Here is a 23,305-nt window from a genome sequence, read left to right as displayed (position 1 = left end):
GACAATTGCCGTGGTATGGCGACCATCGTGTGTAGTTAGATTCGCCCTGCCTTATGGCAGGTGCCGCTACGTGCCGGGTTGGAGCGCGCATCGGTCAACGACCGTCCCGCGTGGTGGCGGTGGTTTCCTGCCGGGCCTGGATCAATGGAGTTGGCCCATATCGCGGCAACATGCGCGATGCGCATGCACAGCCTTCGGGGAACAGGATGATAAAGATTACGGATCACACGGGCCGCAAGCATTTCGTCTCGATTGCGATCATCAGCGATATCCGCGAAGTCGCGGAAACCGCGGGCGGCAATGGCATACGCGCGCACGTCCGCCTGACCGATGGCCGGGAGATTCATTCGCGCGATGAAGCGGCGCAGTTGGCCCGGGCGGTCAACACCAGGAAGGAGCGCGTACGGCAGGGCGGCGGGCCCTCCGTGTCATCCCTGGCCACTTTCTGACGGCGCGTCCTGCGCCGATGCATCCGCCGCGAACTGGCCTTCCTGGGCCAATCGCGCGAACAGGCCGTCCTGTTCGATCAGTTCGCCGTAACGACCCTGTTCCACCAGCCGGCCCTGATCAAGCACCAGGATCAGGTCGGCGTTGCGGACCGTGGACAGCCGATGCGCAATGACGAACGTGGTGCGGCCGACGGTGAGCCGGTCCAGTGCACGCTGGATGCGCGCCTCGGTGGCGTTGTCCAATGCGCTGGTGGCTTCGTCCAGGATCAGGATGGGCGCGTCTTTCAGCATGGCGCGGGCAATCGCCAGGCGCTGGCGTTCGCCACCTGACAACGAACGGCCGCGTTCGGCTACCAGCGTTTCCAGTCCCTCGGGCTTGCGTGCGATGAACGTCGCCGCCTCGGCCGCCGCCACCGCGGCATCGATCTGCCCGGGATCCGCATCGGGGTTGCCCACGCGCAGGTTGTCCAGGATGGAGCGATAGAACATGCCCGCATCCTGGAATACCACGCCGATGTTTCTGCGCAGCGATTCCAGCGTGACGTCGCGCACGTCGTGGCCGTCCACCGTGACGCGCCCCGCGCTGGGGTCATAAGCGCGGTACAGCAGGCTGAGCGCCGTGCTCTTGCCCGCGCCCGTGGGGCCGACCAGGGCGATAGTGCTGCCTGGCGGCGCGCGGAAGCTCAGGTCGTGAAGCGCCGGTTGCACCGGGTCGTAGCCGAAACTCACCTGCTCGAATACCACCTCGCCGCGCACGCGGGGCAGAGCGATGGCGCCGGGGCGGTCGTCGATTTCCGATTGGCGGTCGAGCACGGTAAAGAAATCGCGCAGCGACTGCGACTGGAAGAACAGGTTCGACAAGAAAGTGGCGAATTGCTCCAGCCGTCCGATCAGCAGCATGGAAAAGCCGACAAAGCTCACAATGCCGCCCACGCTGATTTCGCCGCGCGAATGCAGTGCGGCGCCTACCGCGAAGATCGCCACAATGGTGAGCGTGCTCGCCGCCCGGTTGAGCACCGAGAGAATCGCCCAGCCGCGCAGCACGGGATACTGCGCGTTCAGCGTGCGCGTCATCAGTTCATGCAGCGCGCGCGACTCGGCCGCCAGGCGCGTGAAGCTCTGCACCACCGTGACATTGCCGAACACGTCGCCGGCGCGCGTGGCGATCTCGTGATGCAGCTCCTCCACCTCGCCCTGCGCCTTGTGCGTGCGTTGCACGGCGATGGCATTGAAGATGGAAAAGCACAGCAGCAGCGCGATCATCAGCAGCGCCAGCTTCCAGTTGAGCCACAACGCCACCGGCACCATCACGAAGATCGACAGCAGTGTGGCCAGGTGTTCGCGGAAAAAGCTCAGCCACAGGTTGAACAGGTTGCTCACGCCCACGTTCATGATGCGCGACAGCCGGCCCGTGTGATATTCGCCATGGAATGACATGGGCATCGATGCGGCGTGCTCAAAGAACAGCGCAATGGCGGCTAGGCGTCGCCGGTGCGCCAGACGATCTGCATGTAGCGACACCCAGACGTTCGCCAGCACCCCCGCGAAACCCACGCCGGCCCACAAGCCGATCAGGCGTGGCGCATCGCCCGCGTGCGTGCTGCCCAGGGCATCCACCACGCGGCCGAACAGCACCGGTTCGAGGAAGAACACGCCGGCCAGCGCCAGGTTGGCCAGTGCCAGTGTGATGGCCAGCTTCCGCTCCGGCGCCAGCAATCCGATGACGCGGAGGTAGAGACGCAGGAACGACATGACGTAGCCCCGATCGGCGCGCGTCCCCGCCTCATGCAGGGACTACGCGGCAAGGCTAGCCCATCGCCACGGGCGGCGTCAGCGGGCCTTGCCCGTCGGGTCATGAGCGATCAAGCTTCCGGCCTGTTGCTCTTATCGGAATACCGTCGTGGAACTGATCGACCTGCGCAGCGATACCGTCACCCGTCCCACGCCGGCCATGCGAGCGGCCATGTTCGACGCCGCGGTAGGCGACGATGTCTACGGCGAAGATCCCACCGTCAATGCATTGCAGGCGCGTCTTGCTGCCGACCTCGGCTTCGAGGCGGGGCTGTTCGTGCCGACGGGCACGCAATCAAACCTGGTGGCGCTGATGTCGCATTGCGAACGCGGCGACGAATACCTGGTCGGCGCGGATGCGCACACCTACAAGTTCGAGGGTGGCGGCGCCGCCGTGCTCGGCTCCATCCAGCCGCAACCGATCCCTCATGATGCGGATGGCAGCCTGCCACTGGACAAGGTGGCTGCGGCGATCAAGCCGGTGGACCCGCACTTCGCCCGCACACGCCTGCTGGCGCTGGAAAACACCTGGCACGGCCGCGTACTGCCGATGGATTACCTGAAGGCCGCGCAGGATTTCGCGCGCGAACGCGGACTGGGGCTGCACCTGGACGGCGCGCGCCTGTTCAACGCCGCTGTCGCCTGCGGCGTGCCTGCGCGTGAGATCACCAAGCACTTCGACAGCGTGTCGGTGTGCCTGTCCAAGGGGCTCGGTGCGCCAGTGGGTTCGGTACTGGTGGGCTCGTCGGCGCTGATCGAAAAGGCGCGTCGCTGGAAGAAGGTCGCCGGTGGCGGCTGGCGGCAGGCCGGCATGCTCGCGGCAGCGGCGCAGCATGCGCTGGACCACCATGTCGATCGCCTGGCGGAGGATCATGCCCGTGCGGCGACACTGGCCGCGGGGCTGGCTGATGTTCCCGGCGTGACGTTGCTCGGCCAGCACACGAATATGGTGTTCATTGACGTGCCGGCGGATCGCCTGCGGGAATTGGACGTCCATCTGCGGGAAGCGGGTATTCGCATCAGCATCGGGTATTTGCCGACGTTGCGGTTGGTGACGCATTTGGATGTGGATGATGAGGGCGTGGCGCGGACGGTGGCGGCGTTTCGGCGGTTTTTTGTGGGGTGAGTTTGGCGTTGTTTGAGGTGGCTGTTGCGCCGCAGATCTTCTCCCTTGCCCCTTTGGGGAGTGGGTTGGGGTGAGGGGGCAACCTGGCCTCGCCGTTTGGTAAGAACCGGCATTCCCGCGGAAGCGGGAGGCGCTTTTCAACTGCCGGAGGGCTGGTCATCCAGTGACTTTGCTCTGGGCCTACGGTGTTAGCGATACGGCGACCTGGCCGCCTACGCGGCGGGCGTTCCGACCTCCTGCCGGAGGCCGGGTCACTTTTCTTTGCTTGCCCAAAGAAAAGTAACCAAAAGAAAAGGCACCCCGGATGAGGCGCCTTCCGGGCCTGCGGCCCTCCAGGTACGCGGTCGGATTCCGGGCTTTTCGACGGGGCATCCTGCCCCGACGAAAAGTGCCTGGCGTCCTGCCAGGCACCCCTGCGGGGCCTGATCTCCACCCGCCCGCCGCCTCATACGGGGACCCGGTAGGTCAAAAGCCAAAAGCCCAAGCTAAAAGCTAAAAGCCGAAGCAAGAACCCGAGCCGTTGGCGGAGCATTCAAAGAGGCGAGTCCCCTGTGGGAGCGCACCCTGTGCGCGACAGCGGCGTCTCGTAGTCACCGCTCCGTTAGGTTGTCGCGCACAGGGTGCGCTCCCACAGAAAAGCGGGCGGCCGTGTGTGTCCCGTCTGCGCCGAAACGAAGCGAGGCTCCGCTTTAAGTCCTTATCGCCAGGGCGCGTTGCGAAGCGCTTGGATGTACCCGCTGTGTAGAGGCGAAGGTTGCCAAGCAGCGACTTGCCTCACGCGTTCGGGCTTTTCCCCACAAAATGCTGCCAGCTCTTCAGGCCATTTTCTTTGGGTTACTTTTCTTTTGGGCCAGCAAAAGAAAAGTGACTCGGCCTTCGGCAGAAGGTCGAAACGCCCGCTGCGTAAGCGGCCAGGTCGTGGGGTCACGGCAACTGGAGGCCGAGAGCAAAGTCACTGGATCCCTGCCTTCGCAGGGATGACGGCTAAAGAATGAAGTGGTGAGGCGAGCCCGCGAACTTTTCCCCGTTTGGGGCTCACTCCAACCCTCTCGTTGCTCCTCAGAGCCGCAGCCATCCATGACTGCTCCCCGCATGCCCCGCAGGGAGAAAGGGCGCAAACTCACCCGTTGGCGCGAGCCCAATCAACCGCGCCTAACGCAACCAAGGCAGCAGCCAACAGGCCCCCGCCGCTCACGCCACCGGCGCTTCGAACTTGCGAATGAACTCCCGCACCTGCGGGTAAACCGTCTGCCGCCAGCGGCGGCCGCTGAAGATGCCGTAGTGACCCGCGCCTTCCACCACCAAATGCGCGCGACGGTCGGTGGCGATGCCGCTGCACAGGTCATGCGCCGCTTCGGTCTGGCCGATGCCAGAGATATCGTCCAGTTCGCCTTCGACGGTAAACAGAGCCGTGGTCTTGATGGCCGAGGGCTTCACGCGTTCGCCGGACACGTCCCATAGGCCGCGCGGCAGCAGGAACTGCTGGAAGACGGTGGAGATGGTGTCGAGGTAGTACTCGGCTGGCATGTCGAGCACGGCGTTGTATTCGTCGTAGAACTTGCGGTGTGCTTCGGCGTCGTCCTGGTCGCCGCGCAGCAGGTTTTCGTAGAAATCCCAGTGCGAGTTGAGGTGGCGGCCCGGGTTCATCGCGATGAAGCCGGCGTGCTGCAGGAAGCCCGGGTACACCTCGCGGCCACTGCCCGGGTAGTTCGGCGGCACGGTGTGGATCACGTTGCCGCGGAACCAGCTGAGCGGGCGGTTGGTGGCGAGGTTGTTCACGCCGGTGGGGTTGCTGCGCGGTTCGATCGGGCCACCCATCATGGTCATGCTGAGCGGGGTTTTCTCGCCGCGCGCGGCCATCAGCGAGACGGCGGCCAGCACCGGCACGGTGGGCTGGCACACGGAAATCACGTGCAGCTTCTCGGCGCCGATGTGGCCGATGAATTCCTCGATATAGGCCACGTAGTCATCGAGATGGAACGCACCTTCACTGGCCGGCACCATGCGCGCGTCGACCCAGTCGGTGATGTACACCTTATGGTCCTGCAGCAGGGTGCGCACGGTGTCGCGCAGCAGCGTGGCGTGATGGCCGGACAGCGGTGCCACGACCAGCACGGTCGGCTCGCTCTTCAGGCGCTCGATGGTGTCCGGATCGTCGCTGAAACGCTTGAAGCGCTTGAGCTGGCAGAACGGCTTGTCCAGCACCACGCGCTCGATCACGGCGATGTCCTGCCCGTGCGAGGTGACCTGGGTCAGGCCGAAGGCGGGCTTCTCGTATTCCTTGCCCAGACGGTGCAGCAGCTCATAGCCGGCGGCCAGGCGCTGGGCGCCGGGCAGGTGGGACATGGGGCTGGTGACGTCGCTCAGCATCTTGGCGCTGGCTTCGGCGTAGTGGCTCATGGGGCCGAGGAAGGCGCGCTGCCATTCGTGGATCTGATAGAGCATGAGGGCGAACCGGGCGGGTCAGAGAGTTGCATCTTACCCGGTTTGGCGGCCTCGTGCTGCAGTGCCGCATCGTCTCATGCTTGGTGAATCAGTCGCTTACGTGCGACGACAAAGCAGCAGCACTTCATCGACGCCCGGGTTGTCGGGCAGGCCAGGCTGCCAGCGCAGCGGCTTCTGCAGGCGCAGGCCCAGCGGCATGATCACCCGGTTGTACCACCACATCGCCCGTTCTCGCTGGTGCGACAGATACCACTGGCCCAGGTTGAGCAGCGTGGTGGAGGTGGGCTGCATGCCGTAGACGGCGCTTTGCTCGACGGTCCACCCGTGGGCGGCCAGCCATTCCACGATGTGCGCCGGTTCGTAGCGGCGGTAGTGGCCGACGAACTCGTCGAAGGCCGTCCAGGCCGATTCGTGGAGCGGTACGGACAACATCAGGCGGGCTTGCGGTGCCGCCACGCGCGTCAGCTCCTGCAACGCGCCTTCGTCGTCGCGCACGTGTTCGAGGATGTCCAGCGCACAGACCAGGTCGAAGCTGGCGTCGGGACAGGGCAGGGCGCTGATGCTGGCGCGCATGGCGCTGGCGCCATGTCCGCGCAGGGCCTGCAGCGCGGCCTGGCTGATATCGATGAAATACGTGCCATCCAGCGGCAGCCGTGGGCGCAGGCCCGGGGCGATCTCCAGCCGGCGCGGCAAGGCCATGGCCAGGTCGCGCACCATCGGCCAGGTGTTGAAGCGGGCGGGATCCACCAGTCGCGCGCCCGACCACAGGCCGTCGTAGAACGACTGATTGGTGCGCTTCAGCTCTGCCTCGGAAGGGCGGGGGATGGCAAGGGTCGGCATGCGTCAAGTGTTGTCAGAAAACACCTGACCTGAAAGTGAAAATTACGCCATTCTTCGTAGTTCAGTGCCTGCAACGAGGTCGTGCAACGCACGTTTTCGCGAATCCGCCGCGGCGACGCCAAACCATGCGATCCACGCGATGAGCATTGCCCACGCCGCGCCGCGCGGGCCCATCCATGTCGCCAGGCCGAGCAGCAGCATCGGGGCGGCCGCCACCGCAAGACGGATGACCGCCTGCAGGGGCGTGATGCGCTGGCCGTCGGCATTCGTCACGCGGATCCGCCAGGGACGCATGCCCAGCGTTTGCCCTCCGCGCAGCCACGAGGCGAGGAAATAGGCCGACACCACTACTGCCTGCAGCGGCTGGTACCACCACGCGATGTGCGCGTGGCCGTCGGTGGTGACCACCGTACCGCCAGTGACGCGCTGGCAGACATAGCCCACCACCATCACGATGGCCACCACCGCGAGCAGGTCGTAGACCAGGGCGGCCAGGCGGCGCCACAGCGGGCAATACACATCGGTAGCGGCAGTAGAGCTCATCGACCAGGCAGCCTCGGAAACAGGGAGCGCTTGCACGAGGCGAGGCGGGCGGCGAGCATCGCGTCCATGCAGCAGGAAGAACCCAGTATCGCCGAAGCCGACCGCCGCAGCATCGATGCCTTCATCGAGCGCGTGTGGTCCGAAGATGGCCTGTCCGATCGCACGCTCGACGCCTACCGGCGGGATCTCGAAGGTCTCGCCCGCTGGCTGGGCACGCAGGGGCAGAGCCTGCGCAGCGCGCAGCGGCAGCATTTGTCCGCCTATCACGGCAGCCAGCCGGTGGCGGTACGTTCGCTGGCGCGCCGGCAGTCAGCGTTCCGCCGCTACTACGCGCATGTCGCGCGCACGGAAGCGGGCTTCGAAGATCCCACCCTGCTGATCGAGCGCCCCAAGACGCCGCGCAGCCTGCCCAAGGCCCTGGCCGAGCGGGAGATCGAGCGCCTGCTGGACGCCCCGGACGTCGACACCACGCTGGGCCTGCGCGACCGCGCGATGCTGGAGCTGATGTATGCCTCGGGCCTGCGCGTATCCGAACTGGTCGAGTTGCCGTTGGCCTCGCTCAACCTGCGCCAGGGCGTGGTGCGCGTCACCGGCAAGGGCGGCAAGGACCGGCTCGTGCCCATCGGCGAAGTGGCGGCCGAGCGCATCGAGGCTTATCTGGCCGCCGCGCGTCCCGTGCTGACGCGCGGCCGCCAGCCGGCGGCACTGTTCCTGAGCAAGCGTGGCGAGGGCATGACGCGGCAGATGTTCTGGACCCTGGTGAAGCGCTACGCGATGGGCGTGGGCATTGTGTCCAAGCGCATATCGCCGCACGTGCTGCGGCATTCCTTCGCCACCCATCTGCTCAACCATGGCGCCGACCTGCGCGCCTTGCAGATGCTGCTGGGCCACAGCGCGCTCAGCACCACGCAGATCTACACCCTGGTGGCGAAGGAAGGACTCAAGCGGCTGCACGCCCAGCACCATCCCCGGGGGTGACCGGGAACCTGGCTCCCGTCGTCTGCCGGCCAGCGCCATCAGAACACCGGGAACAGGCCCCATGGTGTGCCAAACGGCCCGCATACGCGTTCATGTGCTTGTGCGAGAATGGCTTTTCCCCCGCGCCCTCGGTGGCGTGGCATGTCGATGAGGTTTGCGATGTTCAAGAAATGGTTGCTGGCGCTGTGCGTCGGCGGGTTGACCCTCAACGCCTGCGCCGCGCCCGATGGCGCTGCCGCCGGGCCGGAGGCCACGGTGCGCAAGGCGCTGCTTTCGCTGGTGCCCAATGCGGAGATCAATTCGATCCGGCCGGCGCCGATGCAGGGTTTCTACCAGGTCATCGCCTCGGGCCATCTGGTCTACGTCTCCACGGATGGCAAGTACATGCTCAATGGCGACCTGATCGACCTCGCCAAGAAGAAGAACATCACCGACGACGGCTGGTCGGACTACCGCAAGGCCGAGCTGGCCAAGGTGCCGGCGGCCGACCGCATCGTGTTCGCCCCGGCCAACCCGCGCTACCGCGTCACCGTGTTCACGGACGTCAATTGCGCCTACTGCCGCCAGCTGCACTCCCATATCGATGACTTCAACAAGGCTGGCATCGCCGTGGAGTACGTCGCCTGGCCGCGCGAAGGCGTGACCAACGAAGCCGGCAAGACCACGCCGACCTACAACGAGATGGTGGCCGTATGGTGCGCCAGCGACCGCAAGGCCGCTTTCACCGCCGCCAAGCAGGGCAAGACACCCAAGTCCACGAACTGCCCGAACCCGGTCAAGGACGAGTTCGACCTCGGCGTGAAGCTGGGCGTGACCGGCACGCCGACCATCATCGGCGAAGACGGCAGCATGCTGGGCGGCTACGTCACCCCTGACGAGCTGCTGCGCGCACTCAAGACTGGCGGCTGATGTCGTGTCGTGGAGGCGCCAGGAGGCGCCTCCACGCATTCATTGTCAATGAAAACAAGATATTGATGGATTTTGACGGCCTCGTGCAAGCCGTCGTCGCCTGACGCGACATGATGCTGCGTCGCGGCAGTCTTGATCCGCCTTGGGGTACAATAGGCGTTTTCGCCTACCTCCCGTTCCCCGCATGATCGCACTCGACGGGCAGAGCGCCCTCTCGCCTTTTCGTCTCGAACGTCTGAACGCACGCCTGGAGGCCATTCATCGTGGCACCCGGGTGCAGGCGTCGTGGTTCGTCTACTTCATCGATGCCGACCGCACGCCGGAGGGCGAGCAGCATCGTCGCCTGCTGGAAGTGCTGGAAGCCAAGGACGGTACGCCGGAGGCCGCCTCGCTGTGGGTGGTCCCGCGCCTGGGCACCATCTCGCCCTGGTCCAGCAAGGCCACCGACATCCTGCATGGCGCCGGCTTCGACGTGCGCCGCGTGGAGCGCGGCGTCGCCTGGCAGGTCGCCGGGTTGCCCGCCGCGGGCAGCGAGCAGTACGACGCCGTGCTGGCGGTGCTGCATGACGCGATGACGCAGTCGGTACTCACCAGCCTGGACCAGGCCAAGGGCCTGTTCCTGGGTGGGCAGGCCGGCCCGCTGGTGCATATCGCCCTGGGCCATGACGCCAAGGGCGCACTGGACAAGGCCAACAAGGAACTGGGCCTCGCCCTGGCCGACGACGAGATCGAATACCTCGTCGCCCGCTATGCCGAGCTGGGCCGCGCCCCGACCGACGCCGAACTCTTCATGTTCGCGCAGGCCAACTCCGAGCACTGCCGCCACAAGGTGTTCAACGCCAGCTGGACGCTGGACGGCGAGGCTCAGGACAAGAGCCTGTTCGGCATGATCAAGAACACCCACCAGCACTCGCCGGCCTACACGCTGTCCGCCTATAAGGACAATGCGGCGGTGATCGAGGGTTACGAAGGCAAGCGCTTCTTCCCCGATCGCGACGGCGTGTGGCGCGCCCACCCGGAGCGCATCGAATATGCGATCAAGGTGGAAACGCACAACCACCCGACCGCCATCGCCCCGTGGCCGGGTGCCGCGACCGGCGCCGGCGGCGAGATCCGCGATGAAGGCGCGACCGGCCGTGGCGCCAAGCCCAAGGCTGGCCTCACTGGTTTCTCGGTGTCCGACCTGCGCATCCCGGGCCTGCCGCGCCCGTGGGAAGTGGATCGCCCGCTGCCGCCGCACATGGCCACCGCGTTCGAGATCATGCGCGACGGCCCGCTGGGTGCCGCGGCGTTCAACAACGAATTCGGCCGTCCGGCGCTGGGTGGCTATTTCCGCACCTACGAGCACGAAACCGGTGAAGCCGGCGTGCGCCGCGGTTACGACAAGCCCATCATGATCGCCGGCGGTCTCGCCAATATCCGCGCGGACCACGTGCAGAAGCGCGACGTGCAGCCGGGCAACAAGGTGATCGTGCTGGGCGGCCCGTCCATGCTGATCGGCCTGGGCGGCGGCGCCGCCTCGTCGGTGGCCTCGGGCACGTCCAGCAAGGAGCTGGATTTCGCCTCCGTGCAGCGTGACAACGCCGAGATGGAGCGCCGTGCGCAGCAGGTCATCGACAGCTGCTGGGCGCGTGGCGACAAGAACCCGATCGTCAGCGTGCACGACGTGGGTGCGGGCGGTCTGTCCAACGCCATTCCCGAGCTGCTCAACGACGCTGGCGTGGGCGGTCGCATCGACCTTTCCCGCGTGCCGTGCGATGACCCCTCGCTGTCGCCGATGCAGATCTGGAGCAACGAATCGCAGGAGCGCTACGTGCTCGCGATCGGCGCCGAGGATCTCGCCGAGTTCGAGGAATACTGCAAGCGCGAGCGTTGCCCGTACGCCGTGGTCGGCGATGCCACCGCCGAGCGCCGTCTGGTGGTGCACGACCCGGTCACCGATACGCTGGTGATCGATCTGCCCATGGACGTGCTGTTCGGCAAGCCGCCGCGCATGCATCGCGACGCCAAGCGCCTGAAGCCGCGCGTTGACCTGGTGCCCGACCTTACCGGCATCAGCATGGACGAAGCGCTGATGCGCGTGCTGCGCCTGCCCACCGTGGGCAGCAAGAGCTTCCTCATCACCATCGGTGACCGCACCGTCGGCGGCCTGAACGCGCGCGACCCCATGGTCGGCCCGTGGCAGGTGCCGGTGGCCGATTGCGCCGTCACCATCACCGACTTCGACAGCTACACCGGCGAAGCCATGGCCATGGCCGAACGCTCGCCGGTCGCGCTGCTCAGCAGCCCGGATGCCGCGCGCCTGGCCGTGGGCGAAGCCATCACCAACCTGGCCGCCGCGCCGATCGCTTCGCTGGGCGAAGTGCGCCTGTCCGCGAACTGGCAGGCCGCGGTGAATTTTCCGGGTGAGGACGCCGCGCTGTTCGATGCCGTGAAGGCCGTGGGCATGGAACTGTGCCCGGAGCTGGGCATCTCCATCCCGGTGGGCAAGGACTCGCTGTCCATGCAGACCGTGTGGAAGGATGGCGACACCACGCAGCGCACCGTCTCGCCGGTGTCGCTGGTCATCACCGGCTTCGCCCGCGTCACCGACGTGCGCCGCACGCTCACGCCGCAGCTGCGCCTCGATCGCGGTGATTCCGAACTGTGGCTGCTCGACCTTGGCGCCTGCCGCGACCGCCTTGGCGGTTCCGCGCTGACCCAGGTGTTCAACCGCGGTGGCGGCGTGCCGCCGGATCTCGACGACGCCAAGCGCCTGAAGTCGTTTTTCGACCTCGTGCAGGAAGCCAATGCCGGCGGCCTGCTGCTGGCCTATCACGACCGTTCCGACGGCGGCGCCATCGTGACGCTGCTGGAAATGGCCTTCGCCGGCCATTGCGGCCTGGAAATCCATCTGGATGGCTGGGCGGAAGCAACGCTGCGCGCGCTGTTCAACGAAGAGCTCGGCGCCATCGTGCAGGTGGCCGCGGCCAACCGCGAAGCCTTCGAGGCGCTGCTGGTGAAGCATGGCCTGACCAGCATGGCGTACCGCATCGGTCGTCCCAAGGAAAAGCTGGGCATCAAGCTGTTCCAGAACGGCGATACGTTGTTCAAGTGGAACTGGCGCACGCTGTTCGAGGCATGGAACGAAACCAGCCACGCCATGCAGCGCCTGCGCGACAACCCGACCACCGCCGACGCGGAGAACGAGTGGCGCCTGGACGATGCCGATCCGGGCATCAGCCCCAAGCTCACCTTCGACCCGCACGAAGACCTGGCCGCACCGTATATCGCCAAGGGCGCGAAGCCTCGCGTGGCGGTGCTGCGCGAGCAGGGCGTCAACGGGCAGGTGGAAATGGCGGCGGCGTTCACTCGCGCCGGCTTCGAGGCCGTGGACGTCCATATGTCCGACCTCGCCAGTGGCCGTATCAAGCTGGCCGACTTCCGCGGCTTCGCGGCGTGCGGTGGCTTCTCCTACGGTGACGTGCTTGGCGCGGGTCGTGGCTGGGCCACGTCCATCCTCTACAACGACTACCTGCGCGCGGAATTCAGCACGTTCTTCGCCGACCCGCTGCGCTTCGCACTTGGCGTGTGCAACGGCTGCCAGATGATGAGCCAGCTCAAGGACATCATTCCTGGCGCGTCGCACTGGCCGAAGTTCCTGCGCAACGCCTCGGAGCAGTACGAAGCGCGCGTGGCCACGCTGGAAGTGCTCGATTCGCCCAGCCTCTTCTTCAAGGGCATGGCCGGTTCGCGCATTCCGGTGGCCGTGGCCCACGGCGAAGGCCGCGTGAGCTTCCCGTACAGCTGCAGCCCGTCGAAGGCGGGTGCCGCGCTGCGCTACGCGGACAACCGCGGCAAGCCCACCGAGGACTACCCGCTGAACCCCAACGGCTCGCCGGGCGGCCTCACCGGCTTCACCGCCGCCGATGGCCGCGTGACGATCATGATGCCGCACCCGGAACGCGTGTTCCGCAGCGTGCAGATGAGCTGGCATCCGGAAAAGTGGGGCGAGGATTCGCCGTGGATGCGCATGTTCCGCAACGCACGGATGTGGTGCGGCTGATGCGGCCTGGCCACGCGGGCGCGAGCGTCTAGCGTGGCTGCCTTCGCGCATTGGCTTGCGCGGATGGTGCCGGCGGCGGCGTGGACCTGCGTGGTTGCGCTGCTGCCCTGGTGGGTGGGTTTGCCGTTGGTGTTGCTGTCGGTGGTCGGCGCGGTGCGGTTCGACCGGCGCATCGTCCACTATGCGGAGTTGTGCCGGCGTGCCTTGCGCTGGGGGCTGCCGGGCCTGTTGTTCGCGGTGCAGCGCGCACTGGGAGGCGACCTGATGGCCTGGGGCGCTGCCTTGCTCGGTGCATTGGCCGGTTTTTCGCTGGTGGTGCTGATGGAGTCGCTGCTCGATCATCGCGTCCGGCGTAGCCCGGCGGCAGCGGCAACACCGGAATGGCGCGAGCTGGCGATGGCTCCCATCGGGCCACCCGCGCATATCATCGAACTGGCGCGGGCGGAGTGGCACGAGGCCACCGCTGCATTCGAAAGTGCGGCCGGTCCCGCGCGATTCGAGCCGACCGGTGAAGGGCGTGGACGTTACGTGTTCGCGTGCGGGCCCGTGATCGAGAAAACCAGCTCGCGCTATTGCGCCAGCCCGCAGGGGCGATGGTTCGTCGCGAATCTGCCCGGCGGTCGCGGTGAAATACTGTGGGACAGACAAAGCGGCCGTACCCATCGCATGATGGGATGGCAGCTCAGCGGCTGGGAAGGCGAGCAGCCATGGCTGGCGCGGTGCAGTGACGGCGTGCCGGTGCCCTTGCACGAAGCGCTGGGGCAGGGGCGACGCTAGGGAAGCTCTGATCTATTCCCCGTACCCGGCATGACGTCCAGAAGGCCCACAGGGTGTGCCGCGTGGCGCAGGGCAGACTGGCCGTCTGTTCAAGCCGCGCGGCACACCCTGCGGGCCTTCTGGACGTCACCCCAGCATTTAAATTCAAAGGGTTGGGGCCGCACGGTAGGCGCGCAACGCGCCGTCCCGCCGTTTCGACAGACGGCCAGTCTGCCTTCACCGCCGGGACGGCGCGTTGCGTGCCTACCGTGCGGTGACGGGTACGGGGAATAGATCAGAGCTTCCCTAGGTAACATCACCATCCTCGGGACGTTCTGGACAACGCATACTTGTGGCTGTGAATACCGACGCAACTTCTTCCTTGTCCTCCGTGTTGCCGCTCAGCGTGATCGTGGTGGCGGCCGACAGTGGCCCGAGCCTGCGCGACTGCGTGCGCCGGGTGCTGGCGTGCGATGTGCCGCTGGAAATGATCCTGGTCGATAACGCCTCGTCCGACGGTATTCCGCAGGCCATCGCACGCGCGCACGAAAGCGACGCACGCCTGCATGTGATCTACAACCACGCCAACCTCGGGTTCGGGCCGGCGATGAATCGCGGCGCGGCGAAGTCGCGTGGCAAGTCGCTGCTGATCCTCAATCCCGATTGCCTGATCGATAACGCCACGCTGCAGCGCCTGTTGGGCCTGCTCGCAGCCAACCCGCGTGCCGGCGTGATCGGCGCGGTGGTGTGCGACGAGGACGGCACGCCCGATCCGGCGTCGTATCGCCGCGATCCGCTGATGCGCCGCGCGTTGAATACGCTGTTCAAGCGCCCTGGCGAAGGCATCAACATCGAAGGGCCCATGCCGGACCAACTGGTCGAGGCGGAGGCCGTATCCGGCGCCCTGATGCTGATGCCGCGTCGCGTGTTCGATTACCTTGCTGGTTTCGACGAAGAGTACTTCCTGCATTGCGAAGACCTGGACCTGTGCCGCCGCGTGCGCGACGCGGGTTATCGGGTCATGCTGGCGGGCGACGTGCACGTGCTGCACGGCAAGGGTTCCTCGAGCCGGCATCGCCCGGTGTTCGTCAGCCGGCACAAGCATCGCGGCATGTGGCGTTGGTTCCGCAAGTTCGATCCCGATGCGCGCAAGCCCTGGATTGCCGTGGCGGTGTGGCTGGGCATCTGGTCGCATTTCCTGCTGCAGATCCCCGGCCAGCTCTGGCGGCTGATGGCGCGCAAGCGCCCGAAGGACGCTGCATGAGCAAGCCGGCGTCGCGCGCATCGTCGCTGGCCACCTTGGGCCTTGTCGCTGTCACTGCCGTCTGGGGCTCCACCTTCTTCCTGATCAAGGATCTGGTGGGGCGCATGGCGGTGGCCGATTTCCTCGCGGTGCGCTTCCTCATCGCCGCGCTGGCGATGGCCGTGCTGTTCCATCGCCCGCTATTGCGCCTGAGCCGTCGCGAGTGGTGGCAGGGCACCGCTCTGGGCGCCATCTACGGCGTGGCGCAGTTGCTGCAGACGTCCGGGCTTGAGCACACCTCGGCGAGCATCAGCGGCTTCGTCACCGGCATGTACGTGGTGGTCACCCCATTGCTCGGCACGGTGCTGTTGCGCCAGCGTTTGCCGCCGGTGACATGGATTGCCGTGCTGCTGGCGGTGGGCGGCCTTGGCCTGCTGGCGCTGCACGGCTTCAGCATCGGCTATGGCGTGTGGCTTACGCTGGCGTCGGCGGCACTGTATGGCCTGCATATCGTGGGGCTGGGGTCGTGGTCGCGTCCCGGCAGCGCGTTTGCGCTCTCGACCGTGCAGATGATGGTGATCGCGGTGATCTGCCTGCTGGCGACCTTGCCGACCGGCCCGTCGCTGCCGCCCGACCTGGGTGCCTGGGCCGCCGTCGTCTACATGGCGCTGGTGGCCGGTGCCGGCGCGATGCTGGTGCAGACCTGGGCGCAGGCCCATCTGTCGCCCACGCGAGCCGCCATCGTGATGACGCTGGAACCGGTATTCGCGGCAGGTTTCGCGGTCACCTTCGGTCATGACGAGTTGACCTGGCGCATGTTGGCAGGCGGTGCGCTGGTGATGGCGGCGATGTACCTTGTGGAGCTGGCGCCCCGCAGTGGCGCGGTGCAGGCGGAAGGCTTGCACCACGAGGTGTAGAGCGACGCGATGTGTCCTGTGGGAGCGCACCCTGTGCGCGACAAGCCTACGACGAGGAAACGACGAATCTCCGCGGTCGCGCACAGGGTGCGCTCCCACAGAAGATGGATCAACTCTTGGGCTTGTGCGGATGCGGTTGCATCGCAAGGCGCACCAGATACACCACGATGGCGATGTTGGCCACCAGCGCGCCGAGCTTGAGCCAGGCGAACTTGTGCACGGTCTCGTACAGCTCCAGCGGGATCAGCGAACCCGTGGCGATCACCGTGAACCATTCCGCCCAGTGCTTGCGCAGCCACAGGCCGGTACCTTCGGTGGCGAAGATGGCCGCGTAGGCCAGCGCCACCAGGCCGATGGCGACGAACTTGCTCGGCCCCAGCGACTGCAGCAGTTCCACCAGCCGCCAGCGCAGGCCGTTGCTGTCGGTCAGCGACAGGTGCTCCAGCCAATGCACCAGCTTTTCGAAGTTCTGCTGGCGATCCAGATGGAAGGCGAACGCCGCCACCAGGATCAGGCACACCGTCTTCACCGCCTTGTAGATGGCAATGATGCGCAGGCCCAGGCTGTGCTGGGCTTCGATTTCCGAAGAGGGCTGCAGGTGCGGGTGGTGGTGTTCGGTCATCGGGAGTCGTGGGGTGACGAGCGGCCATGATCGCCGCGGGAAGATGAAGCCTGGGGAACCTAAAGCCTAAGGCATGCGGCCTGGTTCAGAAACAACAAGGGCCATGTCCGCCCCGGACGTGGCCCTCTGCGGTTTCCATTCGGGACTGTTTTGAGTCGCCGACACGGCCCACACGCGTGAATTCGCCTCAGCATCCCGGGCCCCCTCACCGTCATCCCCGCGAAAGCGGGGATCCAGTGCCTTTAAGTCGTGGGGGAAACCGGAAGTCACTGGATCCCCGCTTTCGCGGGGATGACGGTGAGGGATGCTGACGCCGTGAGACCTTGCCTGCGACCCTCAGCAGCAGCGCCCGCCGGTGCCCTTGTAGCGGGCGATCTGCCGCTCCCTGAAGAACTCCTTGTAGCTGGGCACCGGGCGCTCCGGGTGGTGCTCGCGCAGGTGCTTCACGTACACGTCGTAATCAGGGACGCCGCAGCAGAGGCGGGCGGTCTGCACCGCCCATTTCCTGATCGCCTGCAGCCTGGCTTTCATGGTCGTGGCCTCAACGGGTGGGTGCCGTGCCCAGCGCCACGTACGGTTCTTCGTGTGCGGTGGGGTGGTTGATCTTCCAGGCTTTCATGATGGCGGCGATGGCAAAGCCCGCCATGCTCAGCACCAGCAGCATGAAGATGCCGGTCAGCGCCGCATCGACGTAGTTGTTGGTGACGATGCGCTGCATCTCTTCCACCGTCTTGGCCGGTGCCAGCAGCTTGCCGTCCGCGGCGGCCTGGGCGTACTTCTGCGCGGCGGCGGTGAAGCTGATCGGGCCGCTGAGCTTCTCCCAGCCTGCGGTAAGCGTGCATACGCACAGCCAGATCGCCGGGATGCCCGGCACCAGCACGTAGCGCTCGCGCTTGAGCTTCACCGTCACCACCGTCGCCAGCATCAGCGCCACGGCCGCCAACATCTGGTTGGCGATGCCGAACAAGGGCCACAGGGTGTTGATGCCGCCCAGCGGATCGACCGCGCCCTGGTACAGGAAGTAACCCCACAGGCCCACGCAGATCGCGGTGGCCAGCAGGTTACCCGTCCAGGATTCGGTGTGTTGCAGCGGTTTGTAGATGAGGCCCGCGATCTCCTGGATCATGAAGCGGCCCACGCGCGTACCCGCATCCACTGTGGTCAGGATGAACAAGGCTTCGAACAGGATGGCGTAGTGATACCAGAACGCCATCATGCCCTCGCCGGGGATGATGCGGTGAAGCAGCTGGGCCATGCCGACCGCCAGCGTCGGCGCACCGCCGGCACGGCTGAGGATGCTCTTCTCGCCGATGTCCCTGGCGGTGTTGAGCAGTTCATCCGGCGTCACCACGAAGCCCCATTCGCTGATGGTCGTGGCCGCCTGCTGCGCGGTGGTGCCGATCAGTGCGCCCGGCGAGTTCATCGCGAAGTACACGCCCGGGTGCAGCGACGCCGCGGCGACCAGCGCCATGATGGCGACGAAGGCCTCCATCAACATGCCGCCGTAGCCGATCATGCGTGCCTCGCCCTCACTGGCGATCAGCTTGGGCGTGGTGCCCGAGGCGATGATCGAATGCCAGCCGGACACGGCGCCGCAGGCGATGGTGATGAACAGGAACGGGAACAGGTTGCCCTGGAACACCGGACCGGTGCCGTCGATGAACTTGGTCACCGCCGCCATCTGCAGCGTCGGCGCGGCCAGGAAAATCGCCAGCGCGAGCAGCAGGATGGTGCCGATCTTCAGGAAGGTGCTGAGGTAATCGCGCGGTGCCAGCAGCAGCCACACCGGCAGCACCGAGGCGCAGAAGCCATAGGCGATCAGCAGCCATGCCAGCGACTTCGCATCGAAATCGAACACCGTGGACCAAGTCGGCGAGGCGGCGATATACGAGCCGAACCAGATCGATGCCAGCAGCAGGGCCACGCCGATGATCGACACCTCGAGGATCTTGCCCGGCCGCAGCCAGCGCAGGTAGATGCCCATCAGCAGCGCGATCGGGATGGTGGCGGCCACCGTGAACGTACCCCAGGGGCTGTGCGTGAGCGCCTTGACCACCACCAGCGCCAGCACGGCCAGCACGATCATCATCAGCACCAGCACGCCGACCATGGCGACCACGCCGGCCACCGGGCCCAGCTCATCGCGCAGCATGTTGCCGAGCGAGCGGCCGTCGCGGCGCACCGACAGGCCGAGGATCATGAAGTCTTGCACCGCGCCGGCGAACACCACACCGAACAGGATCCACAAGGTGCCGGGCAGGTAGCCCATCTGTGCCGCGAGCACAGGGCCGACCAGCGGGCCGGCACCGGCGATGGCGGCAAAGTGGTGGCCGAACACCACCCACTTGTCGGTGGGCACGTAGTCCAGGCCGTCGTTGCGCAATACCGCTGGCGTGGCCCGGCTCGGGTCCATGCGCAGCACCTTGTCGTTGACGAACTTGCCGTAGAAGCGATAGCCGATCACGAACACCGAGATGGCGGCGGCGACCAGCCAGATGGCGTTGATAGGTTCACCACGGCGCAGCGCGACCACGCCCAGACACCAGGCGCCCACGATGGCGATGGCGGCCCACAGGATCTTTCCCGCGGGACTTGGTTTGACGACGACCGTAGACATTCGCGTTGGCTCCTGGAAGGTCAGTCGCAAGGGTCGTCCCCGTGGCGCCGGGGGTCAACGCCATTATGCGGCCGCGCGCATTAGCCATTGGTCGAATGTGCGTTGCCTGGCGTTCGTGCCGCAGTGCAGCGTGGGTCCAGGCGCGTGGCGTCCGTCGGATCCAGGTGGCCGAGGGCCACCCCGCGGCCGCTGATGGAATCATCACGTCGCTTAACCGCTGGCGTGCCGGCGTTGCTGGTATAAGTCGCGTCATCCGCCGGGCCCGCTTGCGGGCGACCCCAGCCCCGGGGCCGGCGCCTGCTTCCGACGAGGTTTGCATGATCCGCGAAATCCTGAAGATGGGCGATCCGCGCCTGCTGCGCGTGGCGCCGCCGGTACCCGATGCGATGATCGGCAGCGCCGAGCTCGATACGCTGATCGCCGATATGTTCGACACCATGCATGACGCCGGTGGCGTCGGCCTGGCTGCGCCGCAGATTGGCGTGGACCTTCAGCTGGTGATCTTTGGCTTCGATCAATCCGAGCGTTACCCGGACGCGCCAGCCGTGCCGCGCACCATCCTGCTCAATCCGGTGATCACGCCGCTGTCGCAGGACATGGAGGAGGGCTGGGAGGGGTGCTTGTCGGTGCCGGGCCTGCGGGGGGCGGTGAACCGGTACACGCTGATCCGCTATCAGGGTGTGGACCCAAAGGGTGCACAGATTGACCGCACGGCGGAGGGGTTTCATGCGCGGGTGGTGCAGCATGAGTGCGATCACCTGATCGGGCGGTTGTACCCGTCGCGGATCACTGACTTCAGCAAGTTTGGGTATACCGAGGTGTTGTTTCCGGGGATGGATCCGGGGGCGGATGAGTGATGGGTTTTTTCCCTGTCCCCTTGAGGGATGGGTGAGGGGTAAAAGCTCGCCTCACCGCTGCCTTCTTTAGCCGTCATCCCAGCGTAGGCTGGGATCCAGTGACTTTGCTCTTGCCCTTCGGTCTCGTGCGTTCCCACGACCTGGCCGCTTACGCAGCGGGCGTTTCGATCGTCTGCCGACGCTCGAGTCACTTTTCTTTTGCTGGCCCAAAAGAAAAGTAACCCAAAGAAAATGGCCTTAGGAGCTGGCGGCATTTCGCAGGGAAAAGCTCGAACGCTTGAGGCGGTTTGTTGCTTGGCAACCTTCGCCTCTACACAGCGGGTACTTCCAAGCGCTTCGCAACGCGCCGGAGCGATGAGGACTTAAAGCAGCGCCTCGCTGCGCTTTGGCGTGGTCGGAACCCTCACGGTCGCCCGCTTTTCTGTGGGAGCGCACCCTGTGCGCGACAACCTAACGGAGCGGTGACTACGAGACGCCCCAGTCGCGCACAGGGTGCGCTCCCACAGGGGACTCGCCTCTTTGGATGCTCCGCCAACGGCTCGGGTTCTTGCTTCGGCTTTTGGCTTTTGGCTCTGGTCTTGGTTTTGGCTCTTGATCTTCCGGAACCCGCCCGCGTACCCGGAGGGCGTCAGCCCAGAAGGCGCGTCACCCGGGGGGCCTTCTCTTTGGTTACTTTCTGACGCGAAGCTAATCCCTGTGGGACTTGGGCAAGCAAGAGAAAGTGACCCGGATCGCGGCAGGCGAGCCAGATCGCCATAACGTGTAACCAAATACCGAAACTCTGCCCATCAGCCCAGCCCCTTCCCTGAGCGACGAGGGAGCAAACATAAGTACCCCCAGGCGAGAAAGCGCCGAAGGAAAACGTCAACCCGTTGCCATTCCTCACGAATCCGGCAACCCTACGCGCTGGCCCGCCGCCCGGCGGGCCCGATCTATCCGTGCCGCCCCGGCGGCCACAGGGGAGCAATCACATGACGGGACAACTCTCGTGAGCGGCAATCTTTCCCAAACCGAATCGCGCAAAGAGCTGACCGTCCGCGGTCTTATCCTCGGCGTCATCATCACGGTGGTGTTCACCGCTGCCAATGTGTTCTTCGGCCTCAAGGCCGGCCTCACCTTCGCCACCTCGATTCCGGCGGCGGTGATTTCCATGGCCCTGCTGCGCGGGTTCAAGAACTCCACCATTCAGGAAAACAACATCGTCCAGACCATCGCGTCGGCGGCGGGCACCTTGTCCTCGATCATCTTCGTGCTGCCCGGCATGATCATGATCGGCTGGTGGGCGAACTTCCCGTTCTGGACGTCCTTCGCGATCTGCGCGCTGGGCGGCACCCTGGGCGTGATGTATTCCATCCCGCTGCGCCGCGCGTTGGTGACGGATACCGACCTGCCGTACCCGGAAGGCCTGGCCTGTGCCGAGGTGCTGAAGGTCGGCAGTGGTGACGATGCGGACGCCGACAGCGTGGAAGAGGGTCGCGCCGGCCTGCTCGCCGTGCTGTGGGGTTCCATCGTTTCGGCGGTGTTCGCCGTGGTGGTCGCCACGCAGGTGTTCGCGTCGGACTTCGTGCGCAACTTCCGCGTGAACGACAAGGGCGCGGTCAGCGGTTTCGACTTCAACCTCTCGTTCGCCCTGTTCGCCATCGGCCACCTGGTCGGCCTGTCGGTGGGCATCGCCATGCTCATCGGCGCGGTCATCGGCTGGGGCTGGGGCGTGCCGCATTACTCGGTGCTGGGCGACATGTCCGCCTCGGTGGATGCCCTGGCCAATGCCACCTGGAGCCACAAGGTGCGCTTCGTCGGTGCCGGCGCCATCGGTGTCTCGGCCATCTGGACGCTGGCCAAGCTGGTGAAGCCGGTGGTCAGCGGCCTCACTTCCGCCATGGCGGCCTCGCGCGTGCGCAAGGCCGGCAAGGCCGACTCGCTGCCGCGTACCGAGCGTGATATCCCGATCGGCATCGTGGGCCTGATCACGCTGGCCTGCTTCCTGCCGATCGGCTGGCTGCTGGGCTATTTCGGTTCGATCAGCGGCCTGGGCGACCACGTGGCCGTGCTTGCCATCGGTGGCGTGGCTTTCGTGGTGCTGATGGGCTTCTTCGTGTCCACCGTGTGCGGCTACATGGCGGGCCTGATCGGTTCGTCCAACAGCCCGCTGTCGGGCGTGGGCATCCTGGTGGTCATTGCGGCCGCGCTGCTGCTGGTGGCGTTCGTGAAGCCGCACGTGGGGCCGGAGGAAGGCAAGGCGCTGGTGGCGTTCGCGCTGTTCATCACCTCGGTGGTGTTCACCGTGGCGGCCATCGCCAACAACAACCTGCAGGATCTGAAGACCGGTCAGCTTGTGGACGCCACGCCGTGGCGCCAGCAGGTGGCGCTGGTGATCGGCGTGGTCGCCGGCGCGGCGGTGATTCCGCCGGTGCTGGACCTGCTCAACAAGGCCTATGGTTTCGTGGGCGTGGCCGGCGCGGGTGCGCATGCGCTGCCCGCGCCTCAGGCGGGCCTGATTTCCGCGCTGGCGCAGGGCGTGATCACCAACAACATCGACTGGAGCCTGATCATCACGGGCATCTGGATCGCCGTGGGCATCATCGTGGTCGACGAGATCCTCGCGCGCACCACCAAGCGCATGCGCGTGCCGCCGCTCGCGGTGGGCCTGGGCATCTACCTGCCGACGGTCAGCACGCTGATGGTGGTGGTGGGTTCGGTGGTCGGCTGGTACTTCGACCGTCGCGCGGATCGCTCGGCCAAGCCGGAATCCACCAAGCAGCTCGGCGTGCTGCTGGCTTCCGGCCTGATCGTCGGCGAGAGCGTGATCGGCGTGGTCATTGCCTTCATCGTCGGTTTCTCCGGCAAGGCCGCGCCGTTGGCGCTGGTCGGCGAGAGTTTCGGCGATTACGCCCAGTGGATCGGCGGCATCGCCTTCGCGGCCATCGTATTCATCATGTACCGCTGGGTGGCGCGGATGGCCAACGGCCTGGGCAACAAGCCCTGAGGCACCCCGGTCGCGCCCTACCTGAAGGGGGCGCGACCAAATGTCATGCCCGCATGCGACGATCGAACAGGAGGGCACGTTGACCGGCTATCCTAGGCGGTCGCAGCGACAGCGTTGCGCGACGGTCATGTGGAGGCGGTAAACGCGTGGTGGAGCAGACAGGGGCGGAGGCCCCGATTTC

17 protein-coding genes are annotated in these 23,305 nt (G+C 66.1%); 10 read left to right on the top strand and 7 right to left on the bottom strand.

Annotated elements, in window-relative coordinates; all coding sequences use genetic code 11:
• Positions 1–170 precede the first annotated feature (170 nt).
• On the top strand, positions 171–449 hold the full coding sequence (locus tag HY57_RS19270) for a hypothetical protein (protein WP_019467147.1): 279 nt from the start codon (positions 171–173) through the stop codon (positions 447–449).
• Here HY57_RS19270 and HY57_RS19265 read toward each other — a convergent pair.
• Positions 429–2,201: a glucan ABC transporter ATP-binding protein/ permease gene (locus tag HY57_RS19265; RefSeq protein WP_019467148.1), complete on the bottom strand. Its 1,773-nt coding sequence runs from the start codon at positions 2,199–2,201 to the stop codon at positions 429–431. The two genes, HY57_RS19270 and HY57_RS19265, sit on opposite strands and share 21 nt — an antisense overlap.
• Before the next feature lie 148 nt (positions 2,202–2,349).
• Between HY57_RS19265 and ltaE the strand changes: the two genes are divergently transcribed.
• Positions 2,350–3,366, top strand: coding sequence for a low-specificity L-threonine aldolase (gene ltaE / locus HY57_RS19260; protein ID WP_019467149.1), 1,017 nt, complete (start codon positions 2,350–2,352; stop codon positions 3,364–3,366).
• A 1,191-nt stretch (positions 3,367–4,557) separates the two neighbouring features.
• Here the strand turns inward: ltaE and HY57_RS19255 are convergent.
• The 3 genes from HY57_RS19255 to HY57_RS19245 all read right to left on the bottom strand — a co-directional run bounded on the left by HY57_RS19255 (position 4,558) and on the right by HY57_RS19245 (position 7,194).
• The gene (locus tag HY57_RS19255; RefSeq protein ID WP_019463989.1) at positions 4,558–5,811 is read right to left on the bottom strand and encodes a polyhydroxyalkanoate depolymerase; all 1,254 of its coding nucleotides are present in this window, start codon (positions 5,809–5,811) and stop codon (positions 4,558–4,560) included.
• Positions 5,812–5,907: 96 nt separating this feature from the next.
• Positions 5,908–6,651, bottom strand: coding sequence for a class I SAM-dependent methyltransferase (locus tag HY57_RS19250; RefSeq protein ID WP_019463990.1), 744 nt, complete (start codon positions 6,649–6,651; stop codon positions 5,908–5,910).
• Positions 6,652–6,693: 42 nt separating this feature from the next.
• The gene (locus tag HY57_RS19245) at positions 6,694–7,194 is read right to left on the bottom strand and encodes an RDD family protein (RefSeq protein WP_038580113.1); all 501 of its coding nucleotides are present in this window, start codon (positions 7,192–7,194) and stop codon (positions 6,694–6,696) included.
• A 66-nt stretch (positions 7,195–7,260) separates the two neighbouring features.
• Between HY57_RS19245 and xerD the strand changes: the two genes are divergently transcribed.
• The 6 genes from xerD (at position 7,261) to HY57_RS19215 (ending at position 16,042) form a co-directional block, all read left to right on the top strand.
• Positions 7,261–8,172 (top strand): site-specific tyrosine recombinase XerD, encoded by a 912-nt coding sequence (gene xerD / locus HY57_RS19240; RefSeq protein WP_019463992.1) that lies wholly within the window; start codon positions 7,261–7,263, stop codon positions 8,170–8,172.
• Between the two features lie 159 nt (positions 8,173–8,331).
• On the top strand, positions 8,332–9,081 hold the full coding sequence (locus HY57_RS19235) for a DsbC family protein (RefSeq protein ID WP_019463993.1): 750 nt from the start codon (positions 8,332–8,334) through the stop codon (positions 9,079–9,081).
• A 184-nt stretch (positions 9,082–9,265) separates the two neighbouring features.
• Entirely contained in the window at positions 9,266–13,126 is a 3,861-nt protein-coding gene (gene purL / locus HY57_RS19230) for a phosphoribosylformylglycinamidine synthase (protein WP_019463994.1), read from the top strand.
• Between the two features lie 33 nt (positions 13,127–13,159).
• Positions 13,160–13,903, top strand: coding sequence for a hypothetical protein (locus HY57_RS19225; protein WP_235186590.1), 744 nt, complete (start codon positions 13,160–13,162; stop codon positions 13,901–13,903).
• Positions 13,904–14,273: 370 nt separating this feature from the next.
• Positions 14,274–15,146 (top strand): glycosyltransferase family 2 protein, encoded by an 873-nt coding sequence (locus tag HY57_RS19220; protein ID WP_019463996.1) that lies wholly within the window; start codon positions 14,274–14,276, stop codon positions 15,144–15,146.
• Positions 15,143–16,042, top strand: a complete 900-nt coding sequence (locus HY57_RS19215) for a DMT family transporter (protein WP_019463997.1) — start codon at positions 15,143–15,145, stop codon at positions 16,040–16,042. Before HY57_RS19220 ends, HY57_RS19215 begins: the two co-directional genes overlap by 4 nt.
• Before the next feature lie 109 nt (positions 16,043–16,151).
• On the opposite strand, the gene HY57_RS19210 is transcribed toward HY57_RS19215, so the two are convergent.
• From HY57_RS19210 to HY57_RS19200, 3 genes are all read right to left on the bottom strand, one after another.
• Positions 16,152–16,664 (bottom strand): DUF2127 domain-containing protein, encoded by a 513-nt coding sequence (locus HY57_RS19210; protein WP_019463998.1) that lies wholly within the window; start codon positions 16,662–16,664, stop codon positions 16,152–16,154.
• 336 nt (positions 16,665–17,000) lie between these two features.
• Positions 17,001–17,195, bottom strand: a complete 195-nt coding sequence (locus tag HY57_RS19205) for a YbdD/YjiX family protein (protein ID WP_019463999.1) — start codon at positions 17,193–17,195, stop codon at positions 17,001–17,003.
• A gap of 10 nt (positions 17,196–17,205) precedes the next feature.
• Positions 17,206–19,281, bottom strand: coding sequence for a carbon starvation CstA family protein (locus HY57_RS19200; RefSeq protein WP_019464000.1), 2,076 nt, complete (start codon positions 19,279–19,281; stop codon positions 17,206–17,208).
• A gap of 317 nt (positions 19,282–19,598) precedes the next feature.
• On the opposite strand from HY57_RS19200, the gene def reads away from it, so the two are divergent.
• Positions 19,599–20,138 carry a peptide deformylase gene (gene def / locus HY57_RS19195; protein WP_019464001.1) on the top strand — a complete coding sequence of 180 codons (540 nt, stop codon included), beginning with the start codon at positions 19,599–19,601 and terminating at the stop codon, positions 20,136–20,138.
• A 988-nt stretch (positions 20,139–21,126) separates the two neighbouring features.
• Complete coding sequence (locus HY57_RS19190) at positions 21,127–23,124, top strand: OPT family oligopeptide transporter (RefSeq protein WP_019464037.1); 1,998 nt, start codon at positions 21,127–21,129, stop codon at positions 23,122–23,124.
• Positions 23,125–23,305 lie beyond the last annotated feature (181 nt).

Source organism: Dyella japonica A8, assembly GCF_000725385.1.
GTDB lineage: Bacteria > Pseudomonadota > Gammaproteobacteria > Xanthomonadales > Rhodanobacteraceae > Dyella > Dyella japonica_C.
The sequence above is the reverse complement of the archived record's forward strand: the minus strand, read 5'-3'. Positions and strand labels throughout refer to the sequence as shown.

Bases quoted from the DNA above. Each gene is read 5' to 3' on its own strand.
- HY57_RS19210 (WP_019463998.1), bottom strand. From the start codon at position 16,664: ATGACCGAACACCACCACCCGCACCTGCAGCCCTCTTCGGAAATCGAA.
- HY57_RS19205 (WP_019463999.1), bottom strand. From the start codon at position 17,195: ATGAAAGCCAGGCTGCAGGCGATCAGGAAATGGGCGGTGCAGACCGCC.
- HY57_RS19235 (WP_019463993.1), top strand. From the start codon at position 8,332: ATGTTCAAGAAATGGTTGCTGGCGCTGTGCGTCGGCGGGTTGACCCTC.
- HY57_RS19215 (WP_019463997.1), top strand. From the start codon at position 15,143: ATGAGCAAGCCGGCGTCGCGCGCATCGTCGCTGGCCACCTTGGGCCTT.
- def (WP_019464001.1), top strand. From the start codon at position 19,599: ATGATCCGCGAAATCCTGAAGATGGGCGATCCGCGCCTGCTGCGCGTG.
- xerD (WP_019463992.1), top strand. From the start codon at position 7,261: ATGCAGCAGGAAGAACCCAGTATCGCCGAAGCCGACCGCCGCAGCATC.
- HY57_RS19250 (WP_019463990.1), bottom strand. From the start codon at position 6,651: ATGCCGACCCTTGCCATCCCCCGCCCTTCCGAGGCAGAGCTGAAGCGC.
- HY57_RS19265 (WP_019467148.1), bottom strand. From the start codon at position 2,201: ATGTCGTTCCTGCGTCTCTACCTCCGCGTCATCGGATTGCTGGCGCCG.
- HY57_RS19245 (WP_038580113.1), bottom strand. From the start codon at position 7,194: ATGAGCTCTACTGCCGCTACCGATGTGTATTGCCCGCTGTGGCGCCGC.
- HY57_RS19270 (WP_019467147.1), top strand. From the start codon at position 171: ATGCGCGATGCGCATGCACAGCCTTCGGGGAACAGGATGATAAAGATT.
- HY57_RS19255 (WP_019463989.1), bottom strand. From the start codon at position 5,811: ATGCTCTATCAGATCCACGAATGGCAGCGCGCCTTCCTCGGCCCCATG.
- HY57_RS19200 (WP_019464000.1), bottom strand. From the start codon at position 19,281: ATGTCTACGGTCGTCGTCAAACCAAGTCCCGCGGGAAAGATCCTGTGG.
- purL (WP_019463994.1), top strand. From the start codon at position 9,266: ATGATCGCACTCGACGGGCAGAGCGCCCTCTCGCCTTTTCGTCTCGAA.